The organism is uncultured Tateyamaria sp. (assembly GCF_947503385.1).
Lineage (GTDB): Bacteria > Pseudomonadota > Alphaproteobacteria > Rhodobacterales > Rhodobacteraceae > Tateyamaria.
The window spans coordinates 86,236-111,129 of sequence record NZ_CANNDO010000002.1; the positions used below are offsets into that span (position 1 = coordinate 86,236).

Here is a 24,894-nt window from a genome sequence, read left to right on the forward strand (position 1 = left end):
CCAAAAATCAAGCCAACGGAGATCGCCGCGCATATGTCTGATCCCCGCCTGGCCGAGCATATGCCTCTTTTGACATTTGACTGGGATGAGGCGACGGCGGCGGGATTTGTTGCAAAAAAGGAAGAACACTGGGCGCGTAACGGCCTTGGACATTGGGCGTTTCTCGCCGATGGTCAATATGTCGGCTGGGGCGGCTTTCAGAAAGAGGGCGATGAGTGGGATTTCGGATTGGTGCTGAAACCCGACCGGTTCGGCCTTGGCATTCGCATTGCACGAAAGGCGCTTGAGTTTGCCGTGGCCGACGAACGCATCCCATTCGTCACATTTCTGCTGCCACCATCCCGGCGGAACATCGGCGCGCTGAAAAGGCTTGGCGCGCGGCACATTGGCGAGGTCAATTACGACGGCGCCAGGTTTCTCAAATTCCGTCTCGAAACAGACCTGACGTAACCTCCCGCATGGCGGATCGTGGCCAATGCAAAGCGCGGCACGTATGCCGCGCTTTGCAGAGTTTTTCTTGCGAGATTACAGGCCCAGAGAGGCCCTGTAGATCGCGATCTGGCTGTCGCGCCCGATCTGGTCCGTGATCTCTTCCCAAGCGGCGGCGATGGCGTCTGCCGTCTCCTGTGCGGAGCCGTATTGACCCGCGTAGCCTTTGGCCAACTCGTCTTCGGCAACCGAATAGTACTGGAAGATACCCGGAATGCGGGGTTCGATGGCAGCGTTCGGGTGGTTGTAGCTGTCTGCGTTGGAGCCGAGGTAATCCTCAATGAACGCGCGGTCATAACCTGCCTCTTCCCACTCTTCGAACTGAAAGTGCGAATTGCGATATGGCTGGAAGCCCGACGGATAAGCCGACGCCCAAAGCGACAGGTCCTTGCCACCCAGATGGGCCGCAGCGGACCAAGCCGCTTTCTTCTTCTTCTCGTCGCCTTCGACCGTGGCCATGACGTATACACCCCAGCCGATATAGGCCATGTTGGGTGCCTCGTTGCGGGTGTCTTCCCATGCGCCGGCTTGTGCGTTGTAGACGCGGTCCGAGGCCGGGTTGATGCCAAAGCCCACAACATCCCCCACCACGGACGTATCCGAAGTGCGCGCGCTTGAGCCGACGTCACCCCACCACATCAGCATGGACCCGGTGCCCGCAAGGAACTGTTGGAAGGCGGTTGTGCCGGGGTCGGCGTTGATCTGATCGGCAGGATATGCGCCCGCCTCAATCAGGTCCATCACGTCCTGAATGGCCTGCACCCAGGCCGGGTTGTTGACCATCGGCGTCATGGTGTCGGGGTCAAACAGCCACGCAGGCGAATTGGGGTGCTTGGCGTAGGCCGCCGCACGGTTTTCGAGGAAATAGAAGCCAAAGCCGCCCCACCCTTTGAGCGGATCAAGATAGCCATGCGCGGGCAGACCGGTCAGCGGGTCTTCCTTGCCGACCAGATCCTTGGAAACCTGATTGATCTCCTGCCATGTGGTGGGCACTTCGGCACCGCCAATGCCGTCGGGACCAAAGTAATCCTTGCGATAGGCAAAGCTGTGACAGTCGCCGTCAATCGACACCCGGTACGTCTTGCCGTCCCATGTGCCCACGGGCGCTTTGAGGTAATCGACATAGTCGTCCATGTCGATCTGTTCCTTGACCCAATCCGGCATCTCGGAAGCGAGGCCCTTACCCAACACGTCCCCTTCGAACGGGGCACCCATCTCGATGATGTCGAAGTCGACCGTGCCCGTGGCAATCGACTGTTGCAGGCGCGCGTTGTAGTCGGCCTGCGCAAGGTCGATCCAGTTGATCTTGGCCCCGGTATACGCCTCCCACGGTTTCAGGAATCCGCGGAACAGGAAGTTGTGCAGGTTTTGGTTGTTCAGCCCCATGAACGTCAGTTCAACCCCGGCAAATTCGCCTTCGGCCACGTTCTCTTTGGTGGCGCCGAGGCACATTTCACCGACCTTCTGCCAATCGCTGTCGGTGGGCGATCCGGCACCCACGCCGGGGATTTTGAGGATTTCGGCGCGGACATTGGCATGTGCCGCCGCCGCGGCCTTGCCCGCAGGCAGCATCGCCGCCGCCCCCAGAGCCGCCGTGCCTTTGAGCATCTGGCGCCGGTTCATCTTCTGCGCGGCTTTGATGCAGTTATACAGGTCCGTCTTCATCTTCATCCTCCCTGGATCGGTGACACATTTCGTCCTTGGGCAGATGATAAAGCGCGTTTTTCTTATAGGTTTTCCGAATGATAGCGCTCCGCACTCCCCCCGCGGAACTTTCACTATGCGTGAGATTTACGTTAAGTCAACAAAAGCGGCCTCAGACACGTGGACAAGGAAAATCCCTTTCACTAGCATCAAGGCTCAATGGGGGGACAGCCGCGCATGGCAGGCGTCAAGATACACGATATCCGCAAATCCTACGGCGCGGTCGAGGTCATTCACGGCGTGAATGTTGACATCGGCGATGGGGAGTTTGTTGCCCTTGTGGGCCCTTCGGGCTGCGGCAAGTCCACGTTGCTGCGTATGATCGCCGGGCTGGAGCCGATCAACGGCGGCACGATCGCCATCGGGGAGCGTGTGGTGAACAACCTGCCGCCCGCGCAGCGCGACATTGCGATGGTGTTCCAGACGTATGCACTATATCCCCACAAATCCGTGGCCGAGAATATGGGCTTTGCGCTCAAGGTCGCCGGGGCTGACAGGGCCGAGATCAAGCGCCGCGTGGCTGAGGCCGCCGAAATCCTCAGCCTGACCGAATATCTCGACCGCAAGCCGCGCCACCTGTCCGGTGGCCAGCGCCAGCGGGTGGCCATGGGGCGCGCCATTGTGCGCGATCCGCAGGTGTTCCTCTTTGACGAGCCGCTGTCGAACCTCGATGCCAAGCTGCGCATCCAGATGCGCACAGAAATCAAGGAACTGCACCAGCGGCTCAAGACCACGACGATCTTTGTCACCCACGACCAGATCGAGGCGATGACACTGGCCGACCGGATCGTTGTGATGCAGGCAGGCAATATCGAACAGATCGGCACCCCGCTCGACCTTTATGACAACCCGGCCAACGAATTCGTTGCGACGTTTATCGGCGCGCCGTCGATGAACCTGCTGGACGCTGAATTGGTGGACGGCCAGATCAGGGTCAGCGGTCAGGTTTTCCCCGGCCCCGCTGGCGCGGGCAAGGTGCGGCTGGGCATCCGGCCCGAACACTTGTCACTGGCAGACACCGGGCTCGAAATGCAGGTCAAGGTGGTAGAACCCACCGGGTCCGAAACGATGGTCTTTCTGACCTGTCAGGGCCAGGACATCACGGCCGTCTTTCGCGAACGCCACGCGTTCGAGCCGGGCCAGACGGTGCACCTGGCCCCCGACACCGAGTACCTGCACGTGTTCAACGCAGACAGCGGCGCGCGTATGTCGTGATTTCGCTTGGGACTGTCAGCTTTGGGGACAAAGCCAACCTTCAATCGAAAGCGCGAATTTCAGCTTTTGGATCACCCGCCAGCCACGATAGGATCACCCGCTCGCTTAACGTCACGCGCCGATCTTTACTCCTTTAAGAAGGACATCGTCCAAGCTCTCACCATGCAGCACAGAGATATCTCCGGTGGCTTCGAGCACAGCGGCGCGAACTTCGCTGAAATGCAGCACATTTGCCTCGCGAAGCTTGGCGATTACGTCACCGCGCGAAGTTCTGGTGCGTGTGAGTGCGGTTTCCAGAAACTCACCGTCGCGCATCAGTAGCGTAGGTGTGTTGTCTATGATGCCCTCCAAGTCATCACGTTCGGCGCGAATGCGAGACACGGCATACTGGACACCTAGGAGGGCTGAAATGGCGATCAGCGCTTGCACCATCGCACTCCAACTCGTGGCTTGCACACATCCCGCGAGAAGCGAACCAATAGCGACGGTGGTGACGAAATCGAATGAAGTCATTTTGGAGAATGCGCGCAGGCCGACGATGCGCACGCTTATCACCACCCATGAAAGGCCGACAAGGGAAAGCAATGTGCCCCGCAGGAATACGTCGAGAGCGGAAATGTCGGTGAACATCAGCTTGCTTTCTGCTGCTTGGAGCGTTGGTAGAAAAGGTGTGCGAGGGTCAAAATGAGCACGAAGGAGACTGCGCCGAGGTAACGCTCGTAAATGCCGTCGATGTCCGTGGGTAAAAAGAAGAACACGGGAGCCGAAACAACCCAGACGATGCCGGTGGCGATCAGGATCGTACGGTAGCGTGGACTGGCCCGTGCCGCTCCGCGTGCCAGAGCAAAGCAAGCGACGGTCATTGCGACGCCCAAGCCGTAGACAAGATAGATATGGATCACCCAGCCATCACTGTCGTTATCGCCGTATTCGTTACGGGCACCGATTAAAAACACCAACAACCCAAAGACAATGAGTGCAATGATCCCGACGCTCCAGTCCCATGCGCCGAGATGAACGTGCGCGGAGGACACAGCGAGGCCAATTAGCGCGGCGGAAAAGGCGTACAGACCGATATCGACGATGAATTCGTAGCGCCCCGCGCCCAGATCGCTGATTGTATCGGCAATCCAGTCATGGTTTGGAACGACAAAGTCTGCGATGAGGATTGAGGCAGCCAGCGCAAGGCAGCCAAAGACCGAAAGAAGGCTAAGGGACAAAAGAAGGAGCGGTTGCTCGTTCACTTCTGGTGGCATCTGTCGGTCGGTTTCGGTGGTCGGCGGCATTTCGGCTCCTGGCACACGGTATGCGCGTTACGTAGTCCGACGTCGGACCTTTGAAACCCAGGCATCGGGAGCGGACATTCGTGCGGCTTTCAGCATTGGTCAAAGAGGGCCCCAAACCCGCCCTTGGGTCTGAACACATCCTCGGCTACCGTGTTCCAAAAGCGGAGGACATTATGCTCAAAGGAATTGCCCCCATCCTGAACGCCGACGTGCTTTATGCTTTGCGCGCCATGGGCCACGGGGATGACCTGATTGTCGCTGACACGAATTTTCCATCCGACAGTGTTGCGCGCGACACGACGCTGGGCGAAGTGCTGCGCATCGACCGGCCTGCGGCCGAGGTGGTGCGCGCGGTCCTGTCCGTTTTTCCCATCGACACATTTGTCGATGATGCCGCTGCACGTATGGAAGTGGTGGGCGAGCCAGAGACCATCCTGCCCGTCATGAAAGAAGTACAGGCCGAGGTTACCGCGGCAGACGGCCCCACCATGATGAGCATCGAGCGTTATGCTTTTTATGATCGCGCAAAACAGGCCTATGCGGTGATCCAGACCGGCGAACGGCGTTTCTACGGCTGCTTTGCCCTGCGCAAGGGCGTGGTTGGGCCGGACGAGGACTGAGCCATGGGAACGGTTGTGATTCTGGGTGTCTTTGTCGCCGATACTGCGTACCGCGCCGCGCGGATGCCTGTGATGGGCGAGACGATCATGGGCACCGCCTTTGCCCTTGGCCCGGGCGGCAAGGGATCCAATCAGGCGGTGGCCTGCGCCCGTCTTGGGGTCGACACGCATTTCATCTCGAACCTCGGTCAGGACGACTTTGCCAAGCTGGCGCTCGACACATGGGCGCAGGCCGGTGTTGTCCCGCACGTGCGCCAGATTGCCGAAAGCTATACTGGCGCCGCCCATATCTTTATCGAAGAGGCCAGCGGCGACAACGCCATCATCGTGGCCCCCGGCGCGGCGGCTCTTATCTCCCCCTCTGATGTTGAGGCGCAGGCGGACCTGATCCAAGGGGCCGACGTTTTTGTCACCCAGCTGGAACAACCGATGGACGCGGCAGTGCGCGCCTTGGAGATTGCGCGCGCCGCGGGCGTCACGACGGTGTTGAACCCTGCCCCTGCCGCTGAATTACCAGAGGGAATGCTGGCCCTTTGCGACTATGTCACCCCGAATGAAACAGAATGCGAAGCGCTCACCGAGATTGCCGTCACGGATGAAAAACAGGCCGAACAGGCCTGCGCTGCCCTGATGACCAAAGGTGTCCGCACCCCGATTATCACCATGGGGCAACAAGGCGCGTACCTTGCCGGTCACGGACTGGTCCCGGCGGTGAAGGCCGGCCCAGTGGTGGAAACGACCGGCGCGGGCGATGCCTTTAACGGTGCCTTTGCCGCGGCACTTGCCGACGGGCAAAGCGCGGTCGATGCGGTGCGGTATGGGTGCGCAACCGCAGGCATATCGGTCACGCGCCCCGGCACCGCGCCCTCCATGCCCACCCGCGACGAGGTTCTGGCCCACCTCTGACCGCACGGACCATCGGCAAGAAACCGGACACCCTCAGCAAAACCGTCGCACAAACGGCACCGTTCTGGCACACTCGGACAAGTTGCACTTGGGAGGGCGCAGAATGCTGGACAATACACTCGACACCGAAATCCAAGGTTTTCTGGACAATTTTGGCGGCGCTTTGGCGCGCGGAGATATCGACGCGGCCGTCGCGATGTTTCAGACAGATTGCTATTGGCGGGACCTCGTCACTTTCACTTGGAACATCCGCACCATGGAAGGTCCGGATCAGGTCCGCGACATGCTGGCAGCGCAGCTTGGCACCACAAAACCCAGCCAATGGCGCATCGCGGACGGCGAGCCGGTCACTGAAGATGGCGGGATCACCACCGCATGGATCACATTCGAAACGGACGTTGCCCGTGGCTATGGCCTGATCCGCCTGCGCGACGGGCTGATCTGGACACTGCTGACATCCATGACCGAACTGAAAGGCCACGAGGAACCTCTGGGCTACGAACGCCCGCTGGGGGCGAAACATGGCGCTGGCAAAGGACGGCTCAGCTGGGCCGAAGAGCGTGAGAAGGAACAGGCCGAACTGGGCTACACCACCCAGCCCTATACCGTGATCATCGGTGGCGGACAGGGCGGCATCGCCTTGGGCGCACGGCTGCGCCAGCTTGGCGTGCCCACGATCATCGTTGAGAAAAACGCACGTCCCGGCGACAGTTGGCGCAAGCGCTACAAATCGCTCTGCCTGCACGACCCGGTCTGGTACGACCACCTGCCCTACCTGCCCTTCCCGCCGAACTGGCCGGTGTTTTCGCCCAAGGACAAGATCGGCGACTGGCTTGAGATGTACACACGGGTCATGGAGCTGAATTACTGGACGCAATCGACCGTGCATCACGCCGAATTCAACGAAAGCACAAAGGAATGGGCCGTCACCGTGGACCGCAACGGCCAAACGGTCACCCTCCGCCCCAAACAGCTGGTCTTTGCCACCGGCATGTCGGGCAAGGCGAATGTCCCCGATTTCCCCGGCATGGATACGTTCAAAGGTGACCAGCACCATTCGTCGCAACACCCCGGCCCGGACAAATACAAGGGCAAGAAGGCCGTCGTGATCGGGTCAAACAATTCCGCCCACGATATCTGCGCCGCACTTTGGGAAAACGATGTGGATGTGACGATGGTCCAGCGGTCGTCGACCCATATCGTGCGGTCCGAACCGCTGATGGAACACGGGCTGGGCGATCTGTATTCCGAACGCGCGGTAGAGGCCGGTGTAACTACGCAAAAGGCCGATCTGATCTTTGCCTCCTTACCATACCGCATCCTGCACGAGTTCCAGATACCGGTTTATGACAAGATCAAGGAGGTCGATGCAGAGTTTTATGCAGGTCTCGAAAATGCAGGCTTTCAGCTGGACTGGGGGGCGGACAATTCGGGTCTCTTTATGAAGTATCTGCGCCGCGGCTCCGGCTACTATATCGACGTCGGTGCCAGCCAGCTTGTCATCGACGGAAAGATCAAATTGCAGGCCGGACAGGTCAGCGAGATTGTACCGGATGGTGTTATCCTTGAGGATGGCACAAAGCTTGAGGCGGACCTGATTGTCTATGCCACCGGCTATGGCTCAATGAATGGCTGGGTGTCGGACCTGATTGATCAGGACACCGCAGACAAGGTTGGCAAGGTCTGGGGATTGGGGTCGGACACGCCCAAGGACCCCGGCCCGTGGGAAGGCGAACAGCGCAACATGTGGAAACCGACCCAGCAGGAGGCGCTGTGGTTCCACGGCGGCAACCTGCACCAGTCGCGCCATTACTCGCAGTTCCTGTCGCTACAGATCAAAGCACGGATGGAAGGCATCAACACGCCTGTTTACGGGCTTCAGGAAACGCATCACCGCGGCTGATGTGATAATATCCAGACCGGGCCGTCCCGTGTGAAAACCACGGTGGAGGCCCGGTCAACCGCAGTGCATTGTCCCGCAGGTCAGACGGCGCAGTGCGGCCATCGCCTTAGCGTGGCATTAAATTACTCATTATATTCAACGCCGTGAACGATTTTCACGGGCGACATGTCACACATCGCCGATGCGGTTCGTCAAAGAGGCATAGGAACACTGCACTCAGGAGACTGACCATGACACCAACGCACGCCATCACATATGAACACGCCATTCCGGACATCCTTCAGGCCATGGCCAATGTACACGGCGTTATCGCCGCCCATGGGCTGGACCCATCACTTTGCCACCTCGTGCGCCTGCGGGCCTCTCAGATCAACCGCTGCGGTTACTGTGTCAAGATGCATACCCGCGACGCCCGTCGCGACGGTGAAACGGCGGATCGGTTGGACCGCGTGATCGTCTGGAACCACGTCAGCGATTTCACCGAGCAGGAACAGGTCGCGCTGGAATGGACCGAGGCGCTGACCCAGATGGATGCCCGGACGGATCTGGGCACCCTGCGTGCCCGGTTGCGCGATCATTTCTCCGATGCTGAAATCGGCGCGCTGACGGCAGAAATTGCCATGATCAACCTGTGGAACCGGATCAATGTCTCAAAACACTGACACCCCGGATGCCGCTTTGTTCGACAGCCTCAGACCGCGGCTGACCGGCCTTGCCTACCGCATCCTTGGCTCGCTCAGCGATGCGGAGGATGTGGTGCAGGACACCTTTGTGAAATGGGCGCGCGCAGACCGTCCGTCTATCGACAATCCAACCGGCTGGCTTGTCACCGCCTGCACGCGGCGTTGCCTCGACGTACGGCGGACAGGCGACCGGGCGCGTGTGGATTATGTCGGGGCGTGGCTGCCAGAACCCATCCAGATATCGACGGACATGGACGCCGAAGCACGGCTGACGCTCAGCTCAAGCCTGTCGATGGCCTTTTTGACGATGCTGGAACGGCTGACGCCAAAGGAACGTGCCGCATTTCTGCTGCACGACATATTCGACCTGCCCCACGCCGACGTGGCGCGGACTCTCGATGTGACTGAGGCCAGCAGTCGCAAGTTGGTGTCCCGCGCGCGCGGCCATGTGGGCCGGTCTGTTGTGCGGCACGACGTGCCGGTGGATCGCCAGATGGCGTTTCTGTCTGCGTTCCAGAACGCTGTGCAGGCCGGCGATGTTGGCAGTCTGTCGTCTATGCTGGCCGCAGATGCGCGGCTGCGTGCGGATGGTGGCGGCAAGGTGCCTGCGGTGCTTGAACCTGTTGTAGGGCGCGCGGCGCTATGCGCCTTTTTGGCCAACGATCTGGGAACCTATTGGGGCGGTCATGACTGGACAGTTGCAGACCTGAACGGCGCACGCGGTATTTTCATCGGCGTGGACGGGCGCATCACTGCCGCCGTGTCCTTTGCCTACGATCAGGATCACAGGGTCGATGACATTTTTATTGTTCGAAACCCTGACAAGCTGACGCGGCGGGACGCAGTTTACATTCACTAGGCCGCGCCCCGCCCCCCCCCTCACCCGACCGCAACGGCGCAGCCTGTTTCCCGCAGGCTGCGCCGCTTTTTGTCTTGCCACAGGGGGTCGATGTGCAACGCAAGCGCGGGGATTGACATTTAGGATGTTGTTCATCATCTATTTAAGAGTATACTCATAATCCAAGAGATATCCATTACACCGAACCACATCACGTTTTACCAACGCGCCCGCTGCCGGGCGCGCACCAATCAACGCGCCTGAGACGGGTGAAAACACCCCCGGACCGCCGCACAGTCCCACATCAAACTGAAAGCCACACCATGACTGACTTCCTCATCTTTTATGTCCGCACCTTCGCAGTCGCCCTGCCCCTGATCGCCCTCGCAATCATGATGATTGGCGCAAGCCGGGCCAACCTGACCGGGCAACAGACCGGCGTGGCTGTTGCTGTGGTGGCCTTTGTTTTTGGGCTTTGGTTTGCGATTGTTGTTCCGCCGTCGGAAAATGATGTGCTGAACGTCCCGCCGACATTGCAGGACCCGCCGGTTGTGCTCGCCTTTCTCTTTGGTGGGGCTGCGCTGGTCTGGGCATTGGCATGGCTCGTTCCGCTGGGGCGGCGCATCACGATGGCCACGCCGCTGGCCGCCATTGCTGCATTTCAGATCCCCCGCATCATGGGCGGCGTGTTCCTGATCGGCTGGCTGGGCGGCAGTATCCCGGCGGAATTCGCTTTGCCTGCTGGTCTTGGCGACATCTGGGCGGGCATCGCGGGCTGGCAGGCCAGCAAGGCGCTGGCAAATGGTGCGCCCAATGCGCGCAAGCTGCTGATGCGGGCCAACATCATCGGCATTCTCGACTTTGTCTTTGCCGTCGCACTTGGCATCATGACGTCCGAAGGGTTTGCGCACCTGCTGTCGCACGACGCGCCCAATATCGTGAACGATCATCCGCTGGCACTGTTTCCCGCGTTTTTCGTACCGATTTTTCTTGGCTTTCACTTTATCTCAATCAGCAAAATTCGGGCGGACCGCGCGGCGATGAACGCGGTCAACCAAGCCCAGCACACTTAGGCGCAGATGTCGCAGGTGCCCGGGAAACCGGGCACCTCAGCCGCGTTTGGCCACCATGCTGGACACCAGAAACTGCCTTAGATGCCGCCGCGCCTTGTCCGCGCTCCAACCGCAATCGCTGGTAAGCAACCCCCAGACCTGAACGCTGGAATGAGCCCAGAACACCTCGCTCGCATCCCGTGCGGTCCAGCCATGGGGCAGAACGCCGTCCGCTTCGAGGGACGTAAACAAAATGGCCAGCCAACTGCGCAGCTCCTGCATCCGGTCCTCCCATGCGGCGGCGGATTCTGCGTCCGTGTCGCGCAGACGGATAAGGTCCTTGGCCACGGGGTAGATTTTGGGGACAAAATCAAGCCAGACATCCAAAGTCCGTTCAAGCCGCGCCTGCGGGTCCGGCAGTGCAAAGGCGTCAAACAGCGCCGTCTTGATGTCGAACCGGTCATCGGCCCTGCGCACCAGCGCGATCAACAACCCGCCGCGCGATCCAAAGTGCAGATAGATCGACTGGCGGCTGATGCCGACCTGCTTTGCAATGTCCGACACGGATACATCCGCGCCACGCCGCGACACCAGATCCCACGCCGCATCCAGTATTTCCGTTTTGGTCTGGGTCGCCACCCGTTTACTTGACACCTGTAAAGCTCCAGCTTACTTGACACATGTAAAGTACAGGAGAAGACCAATGAACACCACAGAAACCACACAGCGCATCACGGAAATCTACGGTGACGGGTCCGATGGCTCCTGTCCCACGCCAGACCAATGGCGCCGCGTGCTTGATCGGGACCCGGACGCGGCGCTGACGCTCATCAATTTTTTCAAGTTCCGGGACGTCGCTGACTACACCGATGACCGCCAAAGTTTTGACGACATGTCAGGCAACGCCGCGTTTCAGCGATACGCGGATGTCAGCATCCCCACCATGGAACGCAGCGGCGGGTCATTCCTGCTGGTGGCCCCGTGTGCGGGTACTTTTCTTGGCGCAGACGAAGACTGGGATCTGATTGCAATCGGGTCCTACCCAAACCAGCAAGCGTTCCTGAACCTGTATCTGGATGACGCTTACATTGCCGCCTTTCCACACCGGGCCGCTGCCGTGGCCGCACAAAAGGTCCTGATCGCGACGCCCTGACCGGACGGCGTGCGCGATGTTGCGCCCGTCATCGTCTCCGCCCCGGTTACGGGCCTTCAAACAACGCTTTGTCGGCCCGTGCGCCTTCGATCATTGCGTCAAACACCGCGCGGACCCGGCGGTTGCGGCGCATGTCCATGTGGCAAACGATCCACAAATCACCAACAGGCGATGCCAGCGCATCGCTCACCCGGCGCAAACCGGGCCAGACCTCACCTAAGATCATCGGCAGCACGGCCCGGTGTCCGCCATTTGCACACATGGACGCGCGCAGTACCAACGAACTGGCAAAGAATTGCGGCCCCTCTGCGCTATTCGGGTCAAAGGCCGGGGCACCGAAAAACGCGGCCAGACGCGGGTCACCCGCATGTCCTATATGATCTTGCTCGGTATCGTCCGTTCGGCCTTCGGCCATGTAGGTGGCCCAACGGATCGTGGCGAATTTCCGGCCAAACAGGGCGTTGGAACACAGGCGCTTGGGCCTGATGGCGACATCCGCCTCGTGCCGGGACAGATCCAGCATTCCGTCACTGCTGACCACCTGCATCCGCAGTTCGGGATGCGCCTGTCCCAGAGCCATGACATGGCGGGCCACAAAGAAGGACGACAGCACCTCGCTTGTCGTGATGGTCACCGATCCGGACAGCGCGCGGTCTTCTCCCTGAAACTGGCGCGAAACGTTTGCCGTTTCCTGCTCCATCCGTTCCGCGGCGGCAATGATCGTGGCCCCGTCATCCGTCGGTGTGTAGCGGCCTCCATCGCGCTGGAACACGGGCATGTTTAGCTGCGCCTCAATCGCGGCAAGGCGACGGAACACGGTGGATGTGGTCACGCGCAGGTCTCGCGCCGCCTCCGGCACACGCCCGTGCCGCGCGATATGCAGCAGCAGCCTGTAGTCGTCCCAGCCCATCATCTCTGTCTCATTTTTGCGAATCGTGGATGCAAATTCGTTCGTATACCCGCGCAAACGCGACTGTTACCCCAAGATGTGCAGCAACGATAGGAAGATCATGCCAAACATCACAATTGCAGGCGGCGGCTTTGCCGGGGTTTGGGCCGCGCTTGCCGCAGCAGCGACGCGTCACCGCAACACCGCGGACGCCATCGACATCACGCTTGTGTCCAAAGACGCCGACCTGTGTATCCGCCCCCGCCTTTACGAAGGCGCAAAGGCAGATATGCGCGTCCCGCTTCGGCCACTGCTCGACACGGTGGGCGTCACGTTCGCGCAACAGGATGTCAGTGGGATTTCGGACAGCGCGGTGCAGACGCGCGCGGGCGGCACGTTGGACTTTGACCGGCTGATCCTTGCCACAGGCAGCCATTTGGCAATGCCCCCGGTGCGCGGAGCGTCAGATCACGGTTTCGCGGTGGATGATTACGTCAGCACGGCCCGCCTGGACGCGCATTTGGACGGGTTGGATATGTCGGTGGCACGCGCCGCAACGGTGGTTGTGGTTGGCGCAAGTTTCAGCGGGCTGGAGATTGCAACGGCCCTGCGCGATCGTCTGGGTCCGGTGGCCCGCATCATCCTGTTGGATCAGGGGGCGGTCGCAGGCCATTCCTTGGGGTCCAACGTGACCAGCGCCATTGCCGAGGCGCTGTCGCGCGCCGATATCACCTTTGTCGGAGAGGAGACCGTTACCGAGGTCACCGCACGCCGCATCACGCTTGGCTCCGGCACCATCATTGAAACGGATACATGTATCTTTGCCACAGGGTTGCGCCCGTCCCCGCTGGTCCATGGTCTTGGCGCGCAGGCGTCAGATGGCCGGCTGCAGGTGGATGCCTTTTTGCGCCTGCCGTCACAACCCACACTGTTTGCCGCGGGCGATGTTGCAGCGGGTCAGGCAGATGCGGATCACATGACGCTCATGTCCTGCCAGCACGCCATGCCGATGGGAGTGGTCGCAGGTCAGAACGCCGTGCTGGACCTGCTGGGACAGCCGCTGATCCGCTATGCCCAGCCGGACTATGCAACCTGCCTGAGCCTTGGTCAGTCGGACGCGATCTTTACCCAAGGGTGGGACCGGACGGTTGTGCTGACCGGCACAGAGGGTGCCGCGATGAAGGCACAGATCAACGAAACATGGATTTATCCCCCCGCCTCCACGCTGGGCCGCGAGGCGATCTTTGACACCATTCTGCCCGTCAGCGCCTAGCGGCAGAAAACACATCTGGAAAAGAGAAAACCAATGACAGACACAAAAACCATCCTGATCACCGGTGCCAGTCGTGGTATCGGTCTGCTGGCCGCTCATGCGCTTGCCGCCAAGGGCCACCGTGTCTTTGCCGGTATGCGTGACATCGCCGGTCGCAACGCCGACGCGGCAAAGGCTATGCGCTTATCCGCGCTGGAAAACGGCTATGACCTCACGCCGATTGCGCTTGACGTAACTGACGATGCTGCCTGTCAGGCGGCCGTCGATGCGGTTGAGGCAACCGGCGCGCTTGACGTGCTGGTCAACAATGCGGGCGTTATGCCTGTCGGCCTGACCGAAGGTTTTTCAATGGAACAGACCGAAGCCGTCTTTGACGTGAACGTCTACGGGCTGATGCGCATGACACGCGCGGCACTGCCCGCGATGCGGCGTCGGGCGTCCGGTCTGGTGATCCACCTCAGTTCCTCTGCCGGGCGGTTCGGAATGCCGTTTTTTGGAATTTACTGTGCCAGCAAATGGGCAGTCGAAGCCTATAGCGAGGCGCTCCACAATGAGCTTGAGACCTTTGGCGTCGACAACGTCCTGATCGAACCCAGCGGTCATGGCACGGACCTTGTCGTCACCGCACCTGCGCCTGCGGACCAGGTGCGGATGGCCGAATACGGCGATCTTGCACATGGACGGGACAGGTTACTGGGTATGTTTGGACAAATGTTCGAGACGGACACAACTGGGACCGACGCCAACAACGTTGCCACAGTGATCGTCGATCTGGTCGAGATGACAGACCCACGCCCGATCCGCGTCCAAGTGGGGCATGACATGGGTGTCAGCGCCGTCAATAATGCGGTTGCGCCAATCCAGGCCAATCTGATCGACATGCTGAAACCAGTCTATACCGGGGTCGCGTCCGATGCCTGATCCGGGTGATCTGTTCCTGTTTGCCACAATCCGGCCAAAGCCCGCGCATTTCGACGATGCGCGGGCCGCGCTGGACAGTTTGGTGCCGCTGACACTGGCCGAACCCGGCTGCCGCGTCTTTGCCGCGTTTCAAAGCGGTGATGCAGGGCACCGTGTGTTGCACCTGTTCGAACGGTTCCGCGATCAAGCAGCGCTCGATTTGCATTACGCACAGCCTTACACGCGGGCGGTTTTTGCAAAATACGAGATGTGGCTGAGCGCCCCGGTGGACATCGTGCGGCTCAACCCGATCTCGCTTCAGGCATCGGCGCAGTTTCCGTGATGCCGTGCCCCGCGACCAGATCTGGCCCCACATGCCAGAGATACGGCCCAATTGTGAAACTTGTGACCGTGACTTTGGCCCGATATCACCGGGCGCTTGATCCGCGGGTATGACTGCACGTATTGCGTTGACGCATATCGGTGGCATGACTGACCGAGACGCGGCGCACGTCCAACCACGAGCAACCAACCCCCAAAACAGTATGGCAACCGGACCGCTCGCGGGGCCGCGATCAGCCTGCCTGCGCGGCACCTTGTGCAATCAACGCCTTGTAAGCCGCCCGCAGACGCAGAAAGACCGGCCCCGCCTGCCCCGCCCCGATCCTGCGGCCATCAATTTCGAACACGGGTGTCTGTGCGCCGAACGTGCCGGTCAAAAACGCCTCGTCCGCGCTGTAGGTGTCGACCAGCGAATAGTTGCGCTCGAACACCGGGATACCTTCGGCGCGGCACAGGTCGATGACCTTTTGCCGCGTGATGCCGTTCATGCAGTAATCCCCGGTCGAGGTCCAAACCGCCCCCTTTTTGACGATAAAAAAGTTGCAGGCGTTGGTGGTGTTCACAAATCCGAACGGGTCCAGCATCAACGCCTCGTCCGCGCCCGCGCGCACCGCATGGTTCAGCGCGATGATGCAATTGAGCTTGGAATGAGAATTCAGCTTGGCATCCTGCGTCAGCGGCAGACCACGATGGTGCGGTACGGTGTGCAGGGTGATGCCGCGGGTCAGGACGCTGTCGTCAGGCACGGAATGTTCCGCGATGATGACGATGGTCGCGCCCCACAAGCTGAGATGCGGATGCTGGAACGGCTTGGCCTTGCGCCCGCGCGTGACCATCAGGCGGATATGGGCATCTGTGGTCATACCATTGGCAGCCAGCGTGTCCCACACCGCAGTTGTCAGTGCAGTGCGGTCAAGGCCGATGTCGATTTCGGTATAGGCCGCCGCCTCGAACAGCCGATCAAGGTGGTCGTCAAAAAACGGGATATGCCCATCATAAAGCCGCAAACCCTCCCAGATGCCGTCGCCCAGCATGAACCCGCTGTCATAGACCGAAACCATGGCTTCGGCCTTGGGCACGATCTGACCATCCACGTAAATCAGGATGGCATCATTGCGGTCATCAGCGCTGGCGTCGTGGGTCGAAATGGGCATGGCGGCATCCGTTCTTTTCGCCATGAGCACGCGGCCAGTCCGGATCGTCAAGGCCAAAGGTTTGCACCCGCGCGGCACCTGCGCCACTGTCGCGCCATGACGGAGACCTACACCATATCCTCGGATCGCCTGACGGCCCTTTTTGACCCAATTGGCGCGCGCATACGGGCGCTGCATCTGGATGGCGGGCCGAACCTGATCCTTGATGCAGATGCGCCGGAATTTGTCGCCGCATATGGCGGTGTGCTTGTCGGCCCGGTGGCGAACCGGGTGCGGGATAGTCGGGTGCAGATCGGCGGTCACAGCTACCAGATGCCCCAGAACGAAGGGTCCACATGTCTGCACAGCGGCCCCGACGGGGTGCATGTACAAAGGTGGTCTGTCACGGCCCGAGGACCCGAACATCTGATCCTGTCACTGGTATTGGAAGACGGCGCATGTGGTTTGCCCGGCGGGCGGCAAATTACAGCCGCATTCACTGTCATTGGCCCGACCATGCAACTGAGCCTTCATGCGGTCACAGACGCGGCGACCCCAATGGCGCTGGCGCATCACCCCTATTGGGCATTGGGCGGACCTCCGGTGCTGCGCTGCGCGGCAGTGCATTACCTGCCCACGGATGCCGCGAACCTGCCCACGGGTCAGATTGCCCCGGTGGCAGGCACGCCCTTCGATTTCCGCGACGGGCGGTCTTTGCCGCCTGAGATTGATCACAACCTCTGTCTTGCCTCCGCACGGCGGGACAAGCCGGAGATCGTTGCCACGCTGACCGGGGACAAAGCGAGCCTGACAATCGAAAGCACCGAACCGGGCCTGCAAGTCTATTCCGGCGCGGGGTTGCCAGACATCCCCGGCACAGACATTGCCCCATACGCCGGGTGCGCATTGGAGCCGCAGGACTGGCCCGACGCTGTCAACACGCCAACCTTTCCACCGGTTTTGATCACACCCGATTCACCATACCGTCAGATCACACGCTATACCTTGCAGCCCGCCACATAATTGCCACATTTCAGCCATGCGCACGGCACAGTCCCGTGCTGAGGTTAATCTACCGCATCCATGCGGGCAGCAATAAACGAAAGGGCGTTGGTATGCCCAAGGATTCAAAGCAGCAACCGCCGAAACCGCAACCGTCGAAAGAGCCGCGGCCGACGCCGGTCATCACAGACTTCGCCAGCATCTGATCGACGCCGCATCGTGCGCCGGACCGTGACAGCGGGTCTTGCGCTGCGTAGACTTGGCGCATGAGCACCCCTGTTTCCAGCATCCGCAACCTCGGGCCCGCAATGGACGCTGCCTGCGCCAAGGCGGGCATTCCTGACGCCGAAACGCTGCGTGTGCTTGGGGCAGACGAAACCTATCGCCGCCTGCTGCGCTCGGGCGTGCGTCCGCATTTCATCGGCTATTACGTACTGGTCATGGGTCTTCAGGGCCGTCCGTGGAACGACTGCAAGGGCGACGAGAAAAAAGCGCTGAGGGCCCGTTTCGACGCCATCAAGGCCGAGGCGTTCGACAGCGGTCGGTCCGCCTTTGAAAAGGCGCTGGACGAGATTGGCGTGATCGAACGCCCCTAGCGGGTCATCCGGTAAATCGCACCGTTCCCAACGGAGATGAACAGGATGCTGCCATCGGGCGCCTCTATGATGTCGCGCACGCGCTCTGTTTCATCACCTTGTATCTGTTCCACCTCACGCGCGGTGTCACCGGAGATATCCAGCCGCGAGATATAGCCGAACTTGAGTGATCCCACGAACATATCGCCCCGCCAGTCGGGAAACATATCACCCTGATAAATCATCAGGCCCGAGGGCGCGATGGACGGGTCCCAATAATGTGCGGGCTGCTCCATCCCCGGTTTGGAGGTGCCTTCGCCGATCTCCTCACCCGAGTAATGCACGCCGTAAGAGATCACCGGCCAACCGAAATTGGCACCCTTGCGCACCCGGTTCACTTCGTCGCCGCCGCGCGCGCCGTGTTCCGCCGTCCAAAGCGTGCCATTTGCATCAAGGCCAGCACCCTGCGGGTTGCGGTGGCCATAGGACCAGATGTGCGGTTGCACGTCCGCCTGCCCCACAAACGGATTGTCGGCAGGCACCGTGCCGTCACGGGTCACACGCACGATAGCACCGTTGTGATTGCTGCGATCCTGCGCGGAAGGTCGGTCGCCACGATCACCGATGGTGACATAAAGCGTGCCATCGGTGGCCTCGACCACGCGGCTGCCGAAATGCCGCCCGCCGCTGAACCCGGGTGCCGCCACAAAAAGGTCGCGCAGATTTTCCAGACGGCGGCCATCCGCGCTCAGCTCCGCTGCGGCCAATGCGGTGCCCGCCCCGCCTTGTTGTCGCTTGGCATAGGTCAGAAACACCGTTCGGCTGGTGGCAAAGTCGCGCGCCAGCGTCACGTCCAGCAGGCCGCCCTGCCCCCGCGAGGCGACGCGCGGTGCACCATTAACACGCTGCGCACGACCCTCCACCACGCGCAACAGCACGCCGTCCCGTTCGGTCACAAGAAGGCTGCCGTCCGGCAATTCGGCCACGCCCCATGGCTGGTCCAACCCCGTCACAACAGGCGTCACAGTGACCGCCCCGCCGCCCGTATCCAGCGCAAGGGCCGCCACCGGCCACATCAGAAGCAGTGAAAGAACGGGCATACGCATCATGAATTCTCCTGTCAGGCATCTGTGTCAGAGGTAAGCACGGTTGACCCTGCGTCCACTTACAATCCCGTGTTCACGCAGGACTATTGCCACTTTTCTTTTGCGACAGGCCCGCCTAGGTTTCGGGCTAGGAAAATATTCCACAGGGAGAAAATCACATGAAACACCTGTTGATGGCCACAGCGGCCACGGCACTGATGGCGGGCGCAGCTGTTGCTGGCGGCCACGCAAAAGAAGTCAAAATCGGCGTCATCCTCGGCTTTACCGGCCCGATTGAATCGCTGACGCCCTCTATGGCGGACGGCGCTGAACTGGCGATGAAAGAAGTCACCGACAGCGGCCTGCTGCTCGACAGCGCCACCGTGACATCGGTGCGCGCAGATTCCACTTGCGTCGACGCAGGTGCAGCCACTGCCGCGGCAGAGCGTCTTGTGACCTCTGACAAGGTTGATGCGATCATGGGCGCGGACTGTTCCGGCGTCACTGGTGCGATCCTGAACAATGTGGCTGTGGCCAACGGTGTGGTGATGATCTCGCCCTCTGCCACATCGCCCGGCCTGTCGCACAATGACAACGAAGACAACGGTCTCTTCTTCCGCACCGCGCCGTCGGACGCCCGCCAAGGCGTCGTGATGACCGAAGTGCTGATGGAAGAAGGCATCAAGGAAGTCGCAGTCACCTACACCAACAACGACTATGGCAAGGGTCTGGCAGACAGCTTCCAAGCCGCGTTTGAGGCCGCAGGTGGCACCGTGACCATCAACGCCGCCCACGAAGACGGCAAGGCCGACTATTCGGCCGAAGTGGGCGCACTGGCCTCGGCTGGTGGTGACCGTCTGGTCGTCGCGGGCTATGTGGATCAGGGCGGTTCGGGCATCGTGCGCGCGGCTCTCGATTCCGGTGCGTTCGACACGTTCCACTTCCCCGACGGGATGATCGGCGCCAAGCTGCAGGAAAACTTCGGTGACGAGATCGAAGGCTCCACCGGCCAGCACCCCGGCACCGACAGCGAAGGCGCGGCGATGTTCACCGAGATGGTCGGCGATGCGTTTGACGCCACCTCGCCCTTTACGCCCGAAAGTTACGATGCTGCGGCGCTGATCATGCTGGCGATGCAGGCCGCAAACTCCAAGGACAGCAACGACTTTAAAGATCATGTGATGGATGTGGCCAATGCGCCCGGTGAACAGATCTTCCCCGGTCAGCTGGCCAAAGCGTTGCAGATCATCAAAGACGGCGGCGACATCGACTATGTGGGTGCGACAGCGGTTGAACTGATCGGCCCCGGCGAAAGCGCTGGCAACTATCGCCAGATCGTCGTCGAAGGCGGCGAGATCACGACAGCCAAGTACCGCTAAGCGATCCTGAATAGGACCAGAGCAGCCCGGGTTTTTCCCGGGCTGTTTCAATATCTTGAAGATCGCTCTTAAAGCGGCACGGGGATACATATGATCGTCGTTGACGATATTCACAAGCATTTCGGCGGCTTTCACGCCGTTGATGGCGCGTCGCTGTCGATTGACGCGGGGTCCATCACCGGGTTGATCGGCCCCAACGGTGCCGGAAAAACGACACTTTTCAACGTGATTGCTGGCGTTCTTAAACCTACTTCTGGCCGTGTGACCATGGACGGAGAGGACATCACGGGACTGCCGCCACATACGCTTTTTCACAAGGGACTGCTGCGCACCTTTCAGATTGCGCACGAGTTTTCGTCGATGAGTTGCCGCGAAAACCTGATGATGGTGCCGGATGCCCAATCGGGCGAAACGCTGTGGAACACGTGGTTCGGACGTCGCCGCATCGCGGACGAGGAACGCGCACTGCGCGCCAAGGCCGACGAGGTGCTTGAATTTCTGACCATCGAGCATCTGGCAGACCACAAGGCAGGGCAAGTGTCCGGCGGGCAGAAAAAGCTGCTGGAACTGGGCCGCACCATGATGGTCGATGCCAAGATCGTGTTTCTGGACGAGGTGGGTGCGGGCGTGAACCGGACGCTGCTGAACACCATCGGCGACGCGATCCTGCGGCTGAATGCCGAGCGCAACTATACCTTTGTCGTGATCGAGCATGACATGGATTTCATCGGTAAGATTTGTGGCCCGGTGATCTGCATGGCCGAAGGCCGCGTTCTGGCCGAAGGGTCGCTGGCCGAGATCAAAGCGAATGAACAGGTGATCGAGGCCTATCTGGGCACGGGCCTGAAGAACAAAGACAAGGTGGGCGCATGAACGGCGTGTGTGCGTGGGGGCCAGCCCCCACACCCCCGTGGTATTTTTGGTCAGAAGAAGCCGGGGGCGTACATGTCTGAGCCGTTTTTGATCGGGGATACGATGACGGGCGGCTACGGCGCGGGTCCGGACATTTTGCACGATTGCACAGTGGCCGTGGACCCCGGCGAGATTGCCGTGATCGTTGGACCAAACGGGGCTGGCAAATCCACGGCGATGAAGGCTGTGTTCGGGATGCTGGACGTGCGGCAAGGGTCGGTGCGGCTGGATGGCGAAGACATCACGGCCCTGTCGCCGCAGGACCGGGTTGCGCGTGGCATGGGCTTTGTGCCGCAGACGTCGAACATCTTTACCTCCATGACGGTGGAAGAGAACCTTGAGATGGGTGCCTTTATCCGGCGCGACGACTTTTCGGACACGATGCGCCAAGTCTATGACCTGTTCCCGATCCTGAAGGAAAAGCGCCGTCAGGCGGCGGGTGAATTGTCGGGGGGTCAACGGCAGCAGGTGGCCGTGGGACGGGCGCTGATGACCCAGCCCAAGGTGCTGATGCTGGACGAGCCGACGGCGGGGGTTTCGCCGATTGTTATGGACGAGCTGTTTGACCGGATCATCGAGGTGGCGCGCACCGGCATCCCGATCCTGATGGTGGAGCAGAACGCGCGCCAAGCGCTGGAGATCGCCGACAAGGGCTATGTTCTGGTGCAGGGCCGCAACGCGTATACGGGGACGGGCAAGGAATTGTTGGCCGATCCCGAAGTGCGCAAAAGCTTTTTGGGGGGATAACGATGTTGCGCCACATCCTCTTTCTCATCGTAGCCCTGTCGCCGTTTCCGGCAGCAGCAGATGGCCTTCAACGCATTGCGTGCAGTTTCACCGTGGAATGCGTGGATACCGAGCCGTGCGGCGAAACCGATTACGAGATTTCCGCGGTTTATATGCCTGATCCGTCGGGAAAGAGATTTCGTGCGGCCAATCCGACCGAGACGCCGCCGGACGCGTTCACTGTCGAGGTGTCGGATGTGGCGGGCGATTTTAAGGCGGCGCCGATCACAGCGGGTGGATTTGGCCATCCGATGACGGGTTTCGTGGCGTTCAACGCGCAGGCCACCCAGCGTTTGCTGACCATTGCAGAAGGCAAGGGCCGCTATTCGATCCACATGCGCGCGCAAGGTATGTCCTTGTATTACGAGGGCACCTGCGTGGAGGTAACGAACTGATGGACTTGCTCAACGCCTTTGTGGCGCTCTCCAATTTCGTCCTGATCCCCGCGATTGCTTATGGATCGCAGTTGGCGCTTGGCGCGCTTGGGGTCACGCTCATTTACGGCATCCTGCGGTTTTCGAACTTTGCCCATGGCGACACCATGGCCTTTGGCACGATGGCCACGATCCTGATCACTTGGGGTTTTCAGGCAATTGGTATCAGTGCGGGGCCGCTGCCGACCGCCCTGCTTGCCCTGCCCTTTGGGATCGCCGTGTGCGCCGGTCTTATCCTTTTGACGGATCGCGGGGTTTACCGGTTTTATCGAACACAAAAGGCCAAGCCGATCATCTTTGTCATGGTCTCCTTGGGCGTCATGTTCATCATGAACGGGCTTGTGCGGTTTATCATCGGCCCGAATGATCAACGCTTTGCCGATGGGGAGCGGTTCATCATTTCCGTCCGCGAATTCAAGGCACTGACCGGCCTCAAGGAAGGGCTGGCGTTCAAGACCACCCAAGGGATTACCGTGCTGACGGCGGTGATTGTGGTCGCGGCCCTGTTCTACTTCTTGAACCGCACGCGCACGGGCAAATCCATGCGCGCCTATTCCGACAACGAAGACCTCGCCCTGCTGTCGGGCATCAACCCGGAACGGGTTGTCATGGTCACATGGCTGATCGTGGCCGCACTCGCCACCATCGCAGGCGTGCTTTACGGCCTCGACAAATCGTTCAAGCCGTTTGTCTATTTCCAGCTGCTGCTGCCCATCTTTGCCTCTGCCATCGTGGGAGGTCTTGGCAGTCCATTGGGGGCGATTGCGGGCGGGTTCACCATCGCCTTTTCCGAAGTGATGATCACCTATGCATGGAAGAAGGTCGCCAACTACGCGCTGCCCGAGGCGCTGGCGCCCGATGGTCTCGCGCAGCTATTGTCCACAGACTACAAATTCGCCGTCAGCTTTGTCATCCTGCTGATCGTGCTGTTGTTCCGGCCCACGGGCCTCTTTGCGGGGAAATCAGTATGAGCGATACGGCACGCAATGTCCTCTACTTTGGCTTTGTCGCCCTGCTGATCATCGGCACCGGCTTTGTACAAAGCTGGAACTCGGCCCTGTTTGTCCTGAACTTTGGTTTGATTTCGGCAATCATGGCATTGGGGGTGAACCTGCAATGGGGGTTTGCGGGGCTGTTCAATGTGGGGATCATGGGGTTTGTCGCCCTGGGTGGTCTCGCCACTGTGTTGATTTCCATGCCACCTGTGGGCGAGGCTTGGGCCGCGGGGGGCTTGCGCGTCGTGCTGGCGCTTGTCCTCGGCGCTGCGACAATCGTTGGCGCGATCCTCGCCTATGGCGCGCTGCCACGGGGACGCGTGCGGGCCATCGGCATGATCGCGATCCTGATCATCGGGTTTTTCGTCTACCGCGCTGTATTCGACGGTGGTGTCGCCGCGGTGGAGGCCGTGAACCCCGCCAATGCGGGGTATCTGGGCGGGCTGGGCCTGCCTGTGCTGGTGGCGTGGCCTGTGGGTGGGCTGCTCGCTGCGGGGGCTGCATGGATCATCGGCAAGACGGCTTTGGGGCTGCGGTCTGACTATCTGGCCATTGCCACGCTTGGCATTGCCGAAATCATCATTGCCGTGCTCAAGAACGAAGACTGGCTGGCGCGCGGGGTCAAGAACGTGGTGGGCCTGCCCCGCCCCGCCCCCTACGAAATCGACCTGCAAAACTCGCCCGACTTTGTCGAACGCGTGTCAGGCTGGGGTCTTGATCCGGTGAAGGCATCGACCTTGTGGGTCAAGCTGATCTATGCCGGGCTTTTTGCCGCCGTCCTCGTGGTGCTGTTCGTTCTGGCGCAGCGCGCGTTGCACAGCCCATGGGGCCGCATGATGCGCGCCATCCGCGACAACGAGGTCGCATCGGAAGCGATGGGCAAAGACGTCAAGGCCCGGCATTTGCAGGTGTTTGTGTTGGGCTCCGCCATCTGCGGCATTGCCGGCGCGATGATGACAACGTTGGACGGGCAACTGACACCGGGCACCTACCAGCCGCTGCGCTTTACCTTTCTGGTCTGGGTCATGGTGATCGTGGGCGGGTCGGGCAACAATCTGGGTGCGGTGCTGGGCGGCTTCCTGATCTGGTGGCTGTGGGTCATGGTGGAGCCGATCGGCCTTGGCCTGATGCAATTGATCACGGCCGGTATGGCCGACGGCTATTGGCTGCGCGACCACCTGCTGGATTCGGCGGCACATATGCGGCTGTTGACCATGGGGTTGGTTTTGCTGCTGGTCCTGCGGTTCAGCCCGCGCGGTCTGATCCCCGAGAGATAACGGCATTGACTAAAATTTGAAGAAAACCGGGGTGATGGTTTTTCGCCTCTGTTAACGACTGTC

General features: G+C 60.6%; 27 protein-coding genes. 20 read left to right on the plus strand and 7 right to left on the minus strand.

Annotated features, from left to right (window positions below; all coding sequences use genetic code 11):
- Positions 1–33: 33 nt before the first annotated feature.
- Positions 34–450, plus strand: a complete 417-nt coding sequence (locus Q1A85_RS06270) for a GNAT family N-acetyltransferase (RefSeq protein WP_299686512.1) — start codon at positions 34–36, stop codon at positions 448–450.
- A 75-nt stretch (positions 451–525) separates the two neighbouring features.
- On the opposite strand, the gene Q1A85_RS06275 is transcribed toward Q1A85_RS06270, so the two are convergent.
- Positions 526–2,154 carry a substrate-binding domain-containing protein gene (locus tag Q1A85_RS06275; RefSeq protein WP_299686513.1) on the minus strand — a complete coding sequence of 543 codons (1,629 nt, stop codon included), beginning with the start codon at positions 2,152–2,154 and terminating at the stop codon, positions 526–528.
- Between the two features lie 216 nt (positions 2,155–2,370).
- Between Q1A85_RS06275 and ugpC the strand changes: the two genes are divergently transcribed.
- Complete coding sequence (gene ugpC / locus Q1A85_RS06280) at positions 2,371–3,408, plus strand: sn-glycerol-3-phosphate ABC transporter ATP-binding protein UgpC (RefSeq protein ID WP_299686514.1); 1,038 nt, start codon at positions 2,371–2,373, stop codon at positions 3,406–3,408.
- A 111-nt stretch (positions 3,409–3,519) separates the two neighbouring features.
- On the opposite strand, the gene Q1A85_RS06285 is transcribed toward ugpC, so the two are convergent.
- Both Q1A85_RS06285 and Q1A85_RS06290 read right to left on the minus strand, forming a co-directional pair.
- Entirely contained in the window at positions 3,520–4,038 is a 519-nt protein-coding gene (locus Q1A85_RS06285) for a YetF domain-containing protein (RefSeq protein ID WP_299686515.1), read from the minus strand.
- Complete coding sequence (locus tag Q1A85_RS06290; RefSeq protein WP_299686516.1) at positions 4,038–4,694, minus strand: DUF998 domain-containing protein; 657 nt, start codon at positions 4,692–4,694, stop codon at positions 4,038–4,040. The genes Q1A85_RS06285 and Q1A85_RS06290 overlap by 1 nt, the downstream gene beginning before the upstream one ends.
- Positions 4,695–4,867: 173 nt before the next feature.
- On the opposite strand from Q1A85_RS06290, the gene Q1A85_RS06295 reads away from it, so the two are divergent.
- From Q1A85_RS06295 to Q1A85_RS06320, 6 genes are all read left to right on the plus strand, one after another.
- Complete coding sequence (locus tag Q1A85_RS06295; protein WP_299686517.1) at positions 4,868–5,314, plus strand: RbsD/FucU domain-containing protein; 447 nt, start codon at positions 4,868–4,870, stop codon at positions 5,312–5,314.
- A 3-nt stretch (positions 5,315–5,317) separates the two neighbouring features.
- A complete protein-coding gene (rbsK, locus tag Q1A85_RS06300) occupies positions 5,318–6,220 on the plus strand; it encodes a ribokinase (RefSeq protein WP_299686518.1) in 903 nt (300 codons plus the stop codon).
- Between the two features lie 103 nt (positions 6,221–6,323).
- Positions 6,324–8,123 (plus strand): NAD(P)/FAD-dependent oxidoreductase, encoded by a 1,800-nt coding sequence (locus tag Q1A85_RS06305; RefSeq protein ID WP_299686519.1) that lies wholly within the window; start codon positions 6,324–6,326, stop codon positions 8,121–8,123.
- A 230-nt stretch (positions 8,124–8,353) separates the two neighbouring features.
- Positions 8,354–8,785 (plus strand): carboxymuconolactone decarboxylase family protein, encoded by a 432-nt coding sequence (locus Q1A85_RS06310; RefSeq protein ID WP_299686520.1) that lies wholly within the window; start codon positions 8,354–8,356, stop codon positions 8,783–8,785.
- The gene (gene sigJ / locus Q1A85_RS06315; RefSeq protein ID WP_299686522.1) at positions 8,769–9,665 is read left to right on the plus strand and encodes an RNA polymerase sigma factor SigJ; all 897 of its coding nucleotides are present in this window, start codon (positions 8,769–8,771) and stop codon (positions 9,663–9,665) included. The genes Q1A85_RS06310 and sigJ overlap by 17 nt, the downstream gene beginning before the upstream one ends.
- Before the next feature lie 302 nt (positions 9,666–9,967).
- Positions 9,968–10,717, plus strand: coding sequence for a hypothetical protein (locus Q1A85_RS06320; RefSeq protein WP_299686524.1), 750 nt, complete (start codon positions 9,968–9,970; stop codon positions 10,715–10,717).
- A gap of 36 nt (positions 10,718–10,753) precedes the next feature.
- Here the strand turns inward: Q1A85_RS06320 and Q1A85_RS06325 are convergent, their stop codons facing one another.
- Entirely contained in the window at positions 10,754–11,350 is a 597-nt protein-coding gene (locus tag Q1A85_RS06325; RefSeq protein ID WP_299686526.1) for a TetR/AcrR family transcriptional regulator, read from the minus strand.
- Positions 11,351–11,399: 49 nt separating this feature from the next.
- Here Q1A85_RS06325 and Q1A85_RS06330 point away from each other — a divergent pair, with 49 nt between their 5' ends.
- Positions 11,400–11,849, plus strand: coding sequence for a DUF1330 domain-containing protein (locus Q1A85_RS06330; protein WP_299686528.1), 450 nt, complete (start codon positions 11,400–11,402; stop codon positions 11,847–11,849).
- A gap of 46 nt (positions 11,850–11,895) precedes the next feature.
- Here Q1A85_RS06330 and Q1A85_RS06335 read toward each other — a convergent pair whose 3' ends face one another.
- Positions 11,896–12,762, minus strand: coding sequence for a LysR family transcriptional regulator (locus tag Q1A85_RS06335; RefSeq protein WP_299686530.1), 867 nt, complete (start codon positions 12,760–12,762; stop codon positions 11,896–11,898).
- A 97-nt stretch (positions 12,763–12,859) separates the two neighbouring features.
- Between Q1A85_RS06335 and Q1A85_RS06340 the strand changes: the two genes are divergently transcribed.
- Genes Q1A85_RS06340 through Q1A85_RS06350 form a run of 3 tightly spaced genes read left to right on the plus strand, consistent with a single transcriptional unit; the run spans position 12,860 to position 15,254 of the window.
- Entirely contained in the window at positions 12,860–14,011 is a 1,152-nt protein-coding gene (locus Q1A85_RS06340) for an FAD-dependent oxidoreductase (RefSeq protein ID WP_299686532.1), read from the plus strand.
- A 33-nt stretch (positions 14,012–14,044) separates the two neighbouring features.
- On the plus strand, positions 14,045–14,932 hold the full coding sequence (locus tag Q1A85_RS06345) for an SDR family oxidoreductase (protein ID WP_299686534.1): 888 nt from the start codon (positions 14,045–14,047) through the stop codon (positions 14,930–14,932).
- A complete protein-coding gene (locus Q1A85_RS06350; protein WP_299686536.1) occupies positions 14,925–15,254 on the plus strand; it encodes a putative quinol monooxygenase in 330 nt (109 codons plus the stop codon). Before Q1A85_RS06345 ends, Q1A85_RS06350 begins: the two co-directional genes overlap by 8 nt.
- A gap of 232 nt (positions 15,255–15,486) precedes the next feature.
- On the opposite strand, the gene Q1A85_RS06355 is transcribed toward Q1A85_RS06350, so the two are convergent.
- The gene (locus Q1A85_RS06355; protein WP_299686538.1) at positions 15,487–16,431 is read right to left on the minus strand and encodes an aminotransferase class IV; all 945 of its coding nucleotides are present in this window, start codon (positions 16,429–16,431) and stop codon (positions 15,487–15,489) included.
- Positions 16,432–16,503: 72 nt separating this feature from the next.
- On the opposite strand from Q1A85_RS06355, the gene Q1A85_RS06360 reads away from it, so the two are divergent.
- Both Q1A85_RS06360 and Q1A85_RS06365 read left to right on the plus strand, forming a co-directional pair.
- Complete coding sequence (locus Q1A85_RS06360; protein ID WP_299686540.1) at positions 16,504–17,409, plus strand: galactose mutarotase; 906 nt, start codon at positions 16,504–16,506, stop codon at positions 17,407–17,409.
- Positions 17,410–17,654: 245 nt separating this feature from the next.
- Entirely contained in the window at positions 17,655–17,984 is a 330-nt protein-coding gene (locus Q1A85_RS06365) for a TfoX/Sxy family DNA transformation protein (protein ID WP_299686542.1), read from the plus strand.
- Here Q1A85_RS06365 and Q1A85_RS06370 read toward each other — a convergent pair.
- On the minus strand, positions 17,981–19,072 hold the full coding sequence (locus Q1A85_RS06370) for a PQQ-dependent sugar dehydrogenase (protein ID WP_299686544.1): 1,092 nt from the start codon (positions 19,070–19,072) through the stop codon (positions 17,981–17,983). The genes Q1A85_RS06365 and Q1A85_RS06370 overlap by 4 nt on opposite strands.
- 155 nt (positions 19,073–19,227) lie before the next feature.
- On the opposite strand from Q1A85_RS06370, the gene Q1A85_RS06375 reads away from it, so the two are divergent.
- From Q1A85_RS06375 to Q1A85_RS06400, 6 genes are all read left to right on the plus strand, one after another.
- On the plus strand, positions 19,228–20,427 hold the full coding sequence (locus tag Q1A85_RS06375; protein ID WP_299686546.1) for an ABC transporter substrate-binding protein: 1,200 nt from the start codon (positions 19,228–19,230) through the stop codon (positions 20,425–20,427).
- A gap of 90 nt (positions 20,428–20,517) precedes the next feature.
- The gene (locus tag Q1A85_RS06380) at positions 20,518–21,300 is read left to right on the plus strand and encodes an ABC transporter ATP-binding protein (protein WP_299686548.1); all 783 of its coding nucleotides are present in this window, start codon (positions 20,518–20,520) and stop codon (positions 21,298–21,300) included.
- A gap of 72 nt (positions 21,301–21,372) precedes the next feature.
- Positions 21,373–22,086, plus strand: a complete 714-nt coding sequence (locus Q1A85_RS06385; protein ID WP_299686550.1) for an ABC transporter ATP-binding protein — start codon at positions 21,373–21,375, stop codon at positions 22,084–22,086.
- A 2-nt stretch (positions 22,087–22,088) separates the two neighbouring features.
- On the plus strand, positions 22,089–22,520 hold the full coding sequence (locus tag Q1A85_RS06390) for a hypothetical protein (protein ID WP_299686552.1): 432 nt from the start codon (positions 22,089–22,091) through the stop codon (positions 22,518–22,520).
- Entirely contained in the window at positions 22,520–23,530 is a 1,011-nt protein-coding gene (locus tag Q1A85_RS06395; protein WP_299686554.1) for a branched-chain amino acid ABC transporter permease, read from the plus strand. The genes Q1A85_RS06390 and Q1A85_RS06395 overlap by 1 nt, the downstream gene beginning before the upstream one ends.
- Positions 23,527–24,831 (plus strand): branched-chain amino acid ABC transporter permease, encoded by a 1,305-nt coding sequence (locus Q1A85_RS06400; RefSeq protein ID WP_299686556.1) that lies wholly within the window; start codon positions 23,527–23,529, stop codon positions 24,829–24,831. Before Q1A85_RS06395 ends, Q1A85_RS06400 begins: the two co-directional genes overlap by 4 nt.
- Positions 24,832–24,894: the final 63 nt, after the last annotated feature.

What these genes read in the sequence shown, in the direction of transcription:
- Q1A85_RS06270 (WP_299686512.1), top strand. Translation starts at nt 34, where the DNA reads ATGTCTGATCCCCGCCTGGCCGAGCATATGCCTCTTTTGACATTTGAC.
- Q1A85_RS06275 (WP_299686513.1), bottom strand. Translation starts at nt 2,154, where the DNA reads ATGAAGACGGACCTGTATAACTGCATCAAAGCCGCGCAGAAGATGAAC.
- ugpC (WP_299686514.1), top strand. Translation starts at nt 2,371, where the DNA reads ATGGCAGGCGTCAAGATACACGATATCCGCAAATCCTACGGCGCGGTC.
- Q1A85_RS06285 (WP_299686515.1), bottom strand. Translation starts at nt 4,038, where the DNA reads ATGTTCACCGACATTTCCGCTCTCGACGTATTCCTGCGGGGCACATTG.
- Q1A85_RS06290 (WP_299686516.1), bottom strand. Translation starts at nt 4,694, where the DNA reads ATGCCGCCGACCACCGAAACCGACCGACAGATGCCACCAGAAGTGAAC.
- Q1A85_RS06295 (WP_299686517.1), top strand. Translation starts at nt 4,868, where the DNA reads ATGCTCAAAGGAATTGCCCCCATCCTGAACGCCGACGTGCTTTATGCT.
- rbsK (WP_299686518.1), top strand. Translation starts at nt 5,318, where the DNA reads ATGGGAACGGTTGTGATTCTGGGTGTCTTTGTCGCCGATACTGCGTAC.
- Q1A85_RS06305 (WP_299686519.1), top strand. Translation starts at nt 6,324, where the DNA reads ATGCTGGACAATACACTCGACACCGAAATCCAAGGTTTTCTGGACAAT.
- Q1A85_RS06310 (WP_299686520.1), top strand. Translation starts at nt 8,354, where the DNA reads ATGACACCAACGCACGCCATCACATATGAACACGCCATTCCGGACATC.
- sigJ (WP_299686522.1), top strand. Translation starts at nt 8,769, where the DNA reads ATGTCTCAAAACACTGACACCCCGGATGCCGCTTTGTTCGACAGCCTC.
- Q1A85_RS06320 (WP_299686524.1), top strand. Translation starts at nt 9,968, where the DNA reads ATGACTGACTTCCTCATCTTTTATGTCCGCACCTTCGCAGTCGCCCTG.
- Q1A85_RS06330 (WP_299686528.1), top strand. Translation starts at nt 11,400, where the DNA reads ATGAACACCACAGAAACCACACAGCGCATCACGGAAATCTACGGTGAC.
- Q1A85_RS06335 (WP_299686530.1), bottom strand. Translation starts at nt 12,762, where the DNA reads ATGATGGGCTGGGACGACTACAGGCTGCTGCTGCATATCGCGCGGCAC.
- Q1A85_RS06340 (WP_299686532.1), top strand. Translation starts at nt 12,860, where the DNA reads ATGCCAAACATCACAATTGCAGGCGGCGGCTTTGCCGGGGTTTGGGCC.
- Q1A85_RS06345 (WP_299686534.1), top strand. Translation starts at nt 14,045, where the DNA reads ATGACAGACACAAAAACCATCCTGATCACCGGTGCCAGTCGTGGTATC.
- Q1A85_RS06350 (WP_299686536.1), top strand. Translation starts at nt 14,925, where the DNA reads ATGCCTGATCCGGGTGATCTGTTCCTGTTTGCCACAATCCGGCCAAAG.
- Q1A85_RS06355 (WP_299686538.1), bottom strand. Translation starts at nt 16,431, where the DNA reads ATGGCGAAAAGAACGGATGCCGCCATGCCCATTTCGACCCACGACGCC.
- Q1A85_RS06360 (WP_299686540.1), top strand. Translation starts at nt 16,504, where the DNA reads ATGACGGAGACCTACACCATATCCTCGGATCGCCTGACGGCCCTTTTT.
- Q1A85_RS06365 (WP_299686542.1), top strand. Translation starts at nt 17,655, where the DNA reads ATGAGCACCCCTGTTTCCAGCATCCGCAACCTCGGGCCCGCAATGGAC.
- Q1A85_RS06370 (WP_299686544.1), bottom strand. Translation starts at nt 19,072, where the DNA reads ATGATGCGTATGCCCGTTCTTTCACTGCTTCTGATGTGGCCGGTGGCG.
- Q1A85_RS06375 (WP_299686546.1), top strand. Translation starts at nt 19,228, where the DNA reads ATGAAACACCTGTTGATGGCCACAGCGGCCACGGCACTGATGGCGGGC.
- Q1A85_RS06380 (WP_299686548.1), top strand. Translation starts at nt 20,518, where the DNA reads ATGATCGTCGTTGACGATATTCACAAGCATTTCGGCGGCTTTCACGCC.
- Q1A85_RS06385 (WP_299686550.1), top strand. Translation starts at nt 21,373, where the DNA reads ATGTCTGAGCCGTTTTTGATCGGGGATACGATGACGGGCGGCTACGGC.
- Q1A85_RS06390 (WP_299686552.1), top strand. Translation starts at nt 22,089, where the DNA reads ATGTTGCGCCACATCCTCTTTCTCATCGTAGCCCTGTCGCCGTTTCCG.
- Q1A85_RS06395 (WP_299686554.1), top strand. Translation starts at nt 22,520, where the DNA reads ATGGACTTGCTCAACGCCTTTGTGGCGCTCTCCAATTTCGTCCTGATC.
- Q1A85_RS06400 (WP_299686556.1), top strand. Translation starts at nt 23,527, where the DNA reads ATGAGCGATACGGCACGCAATGTCCTCTACTTTGGCTTTGTCGCCCTG.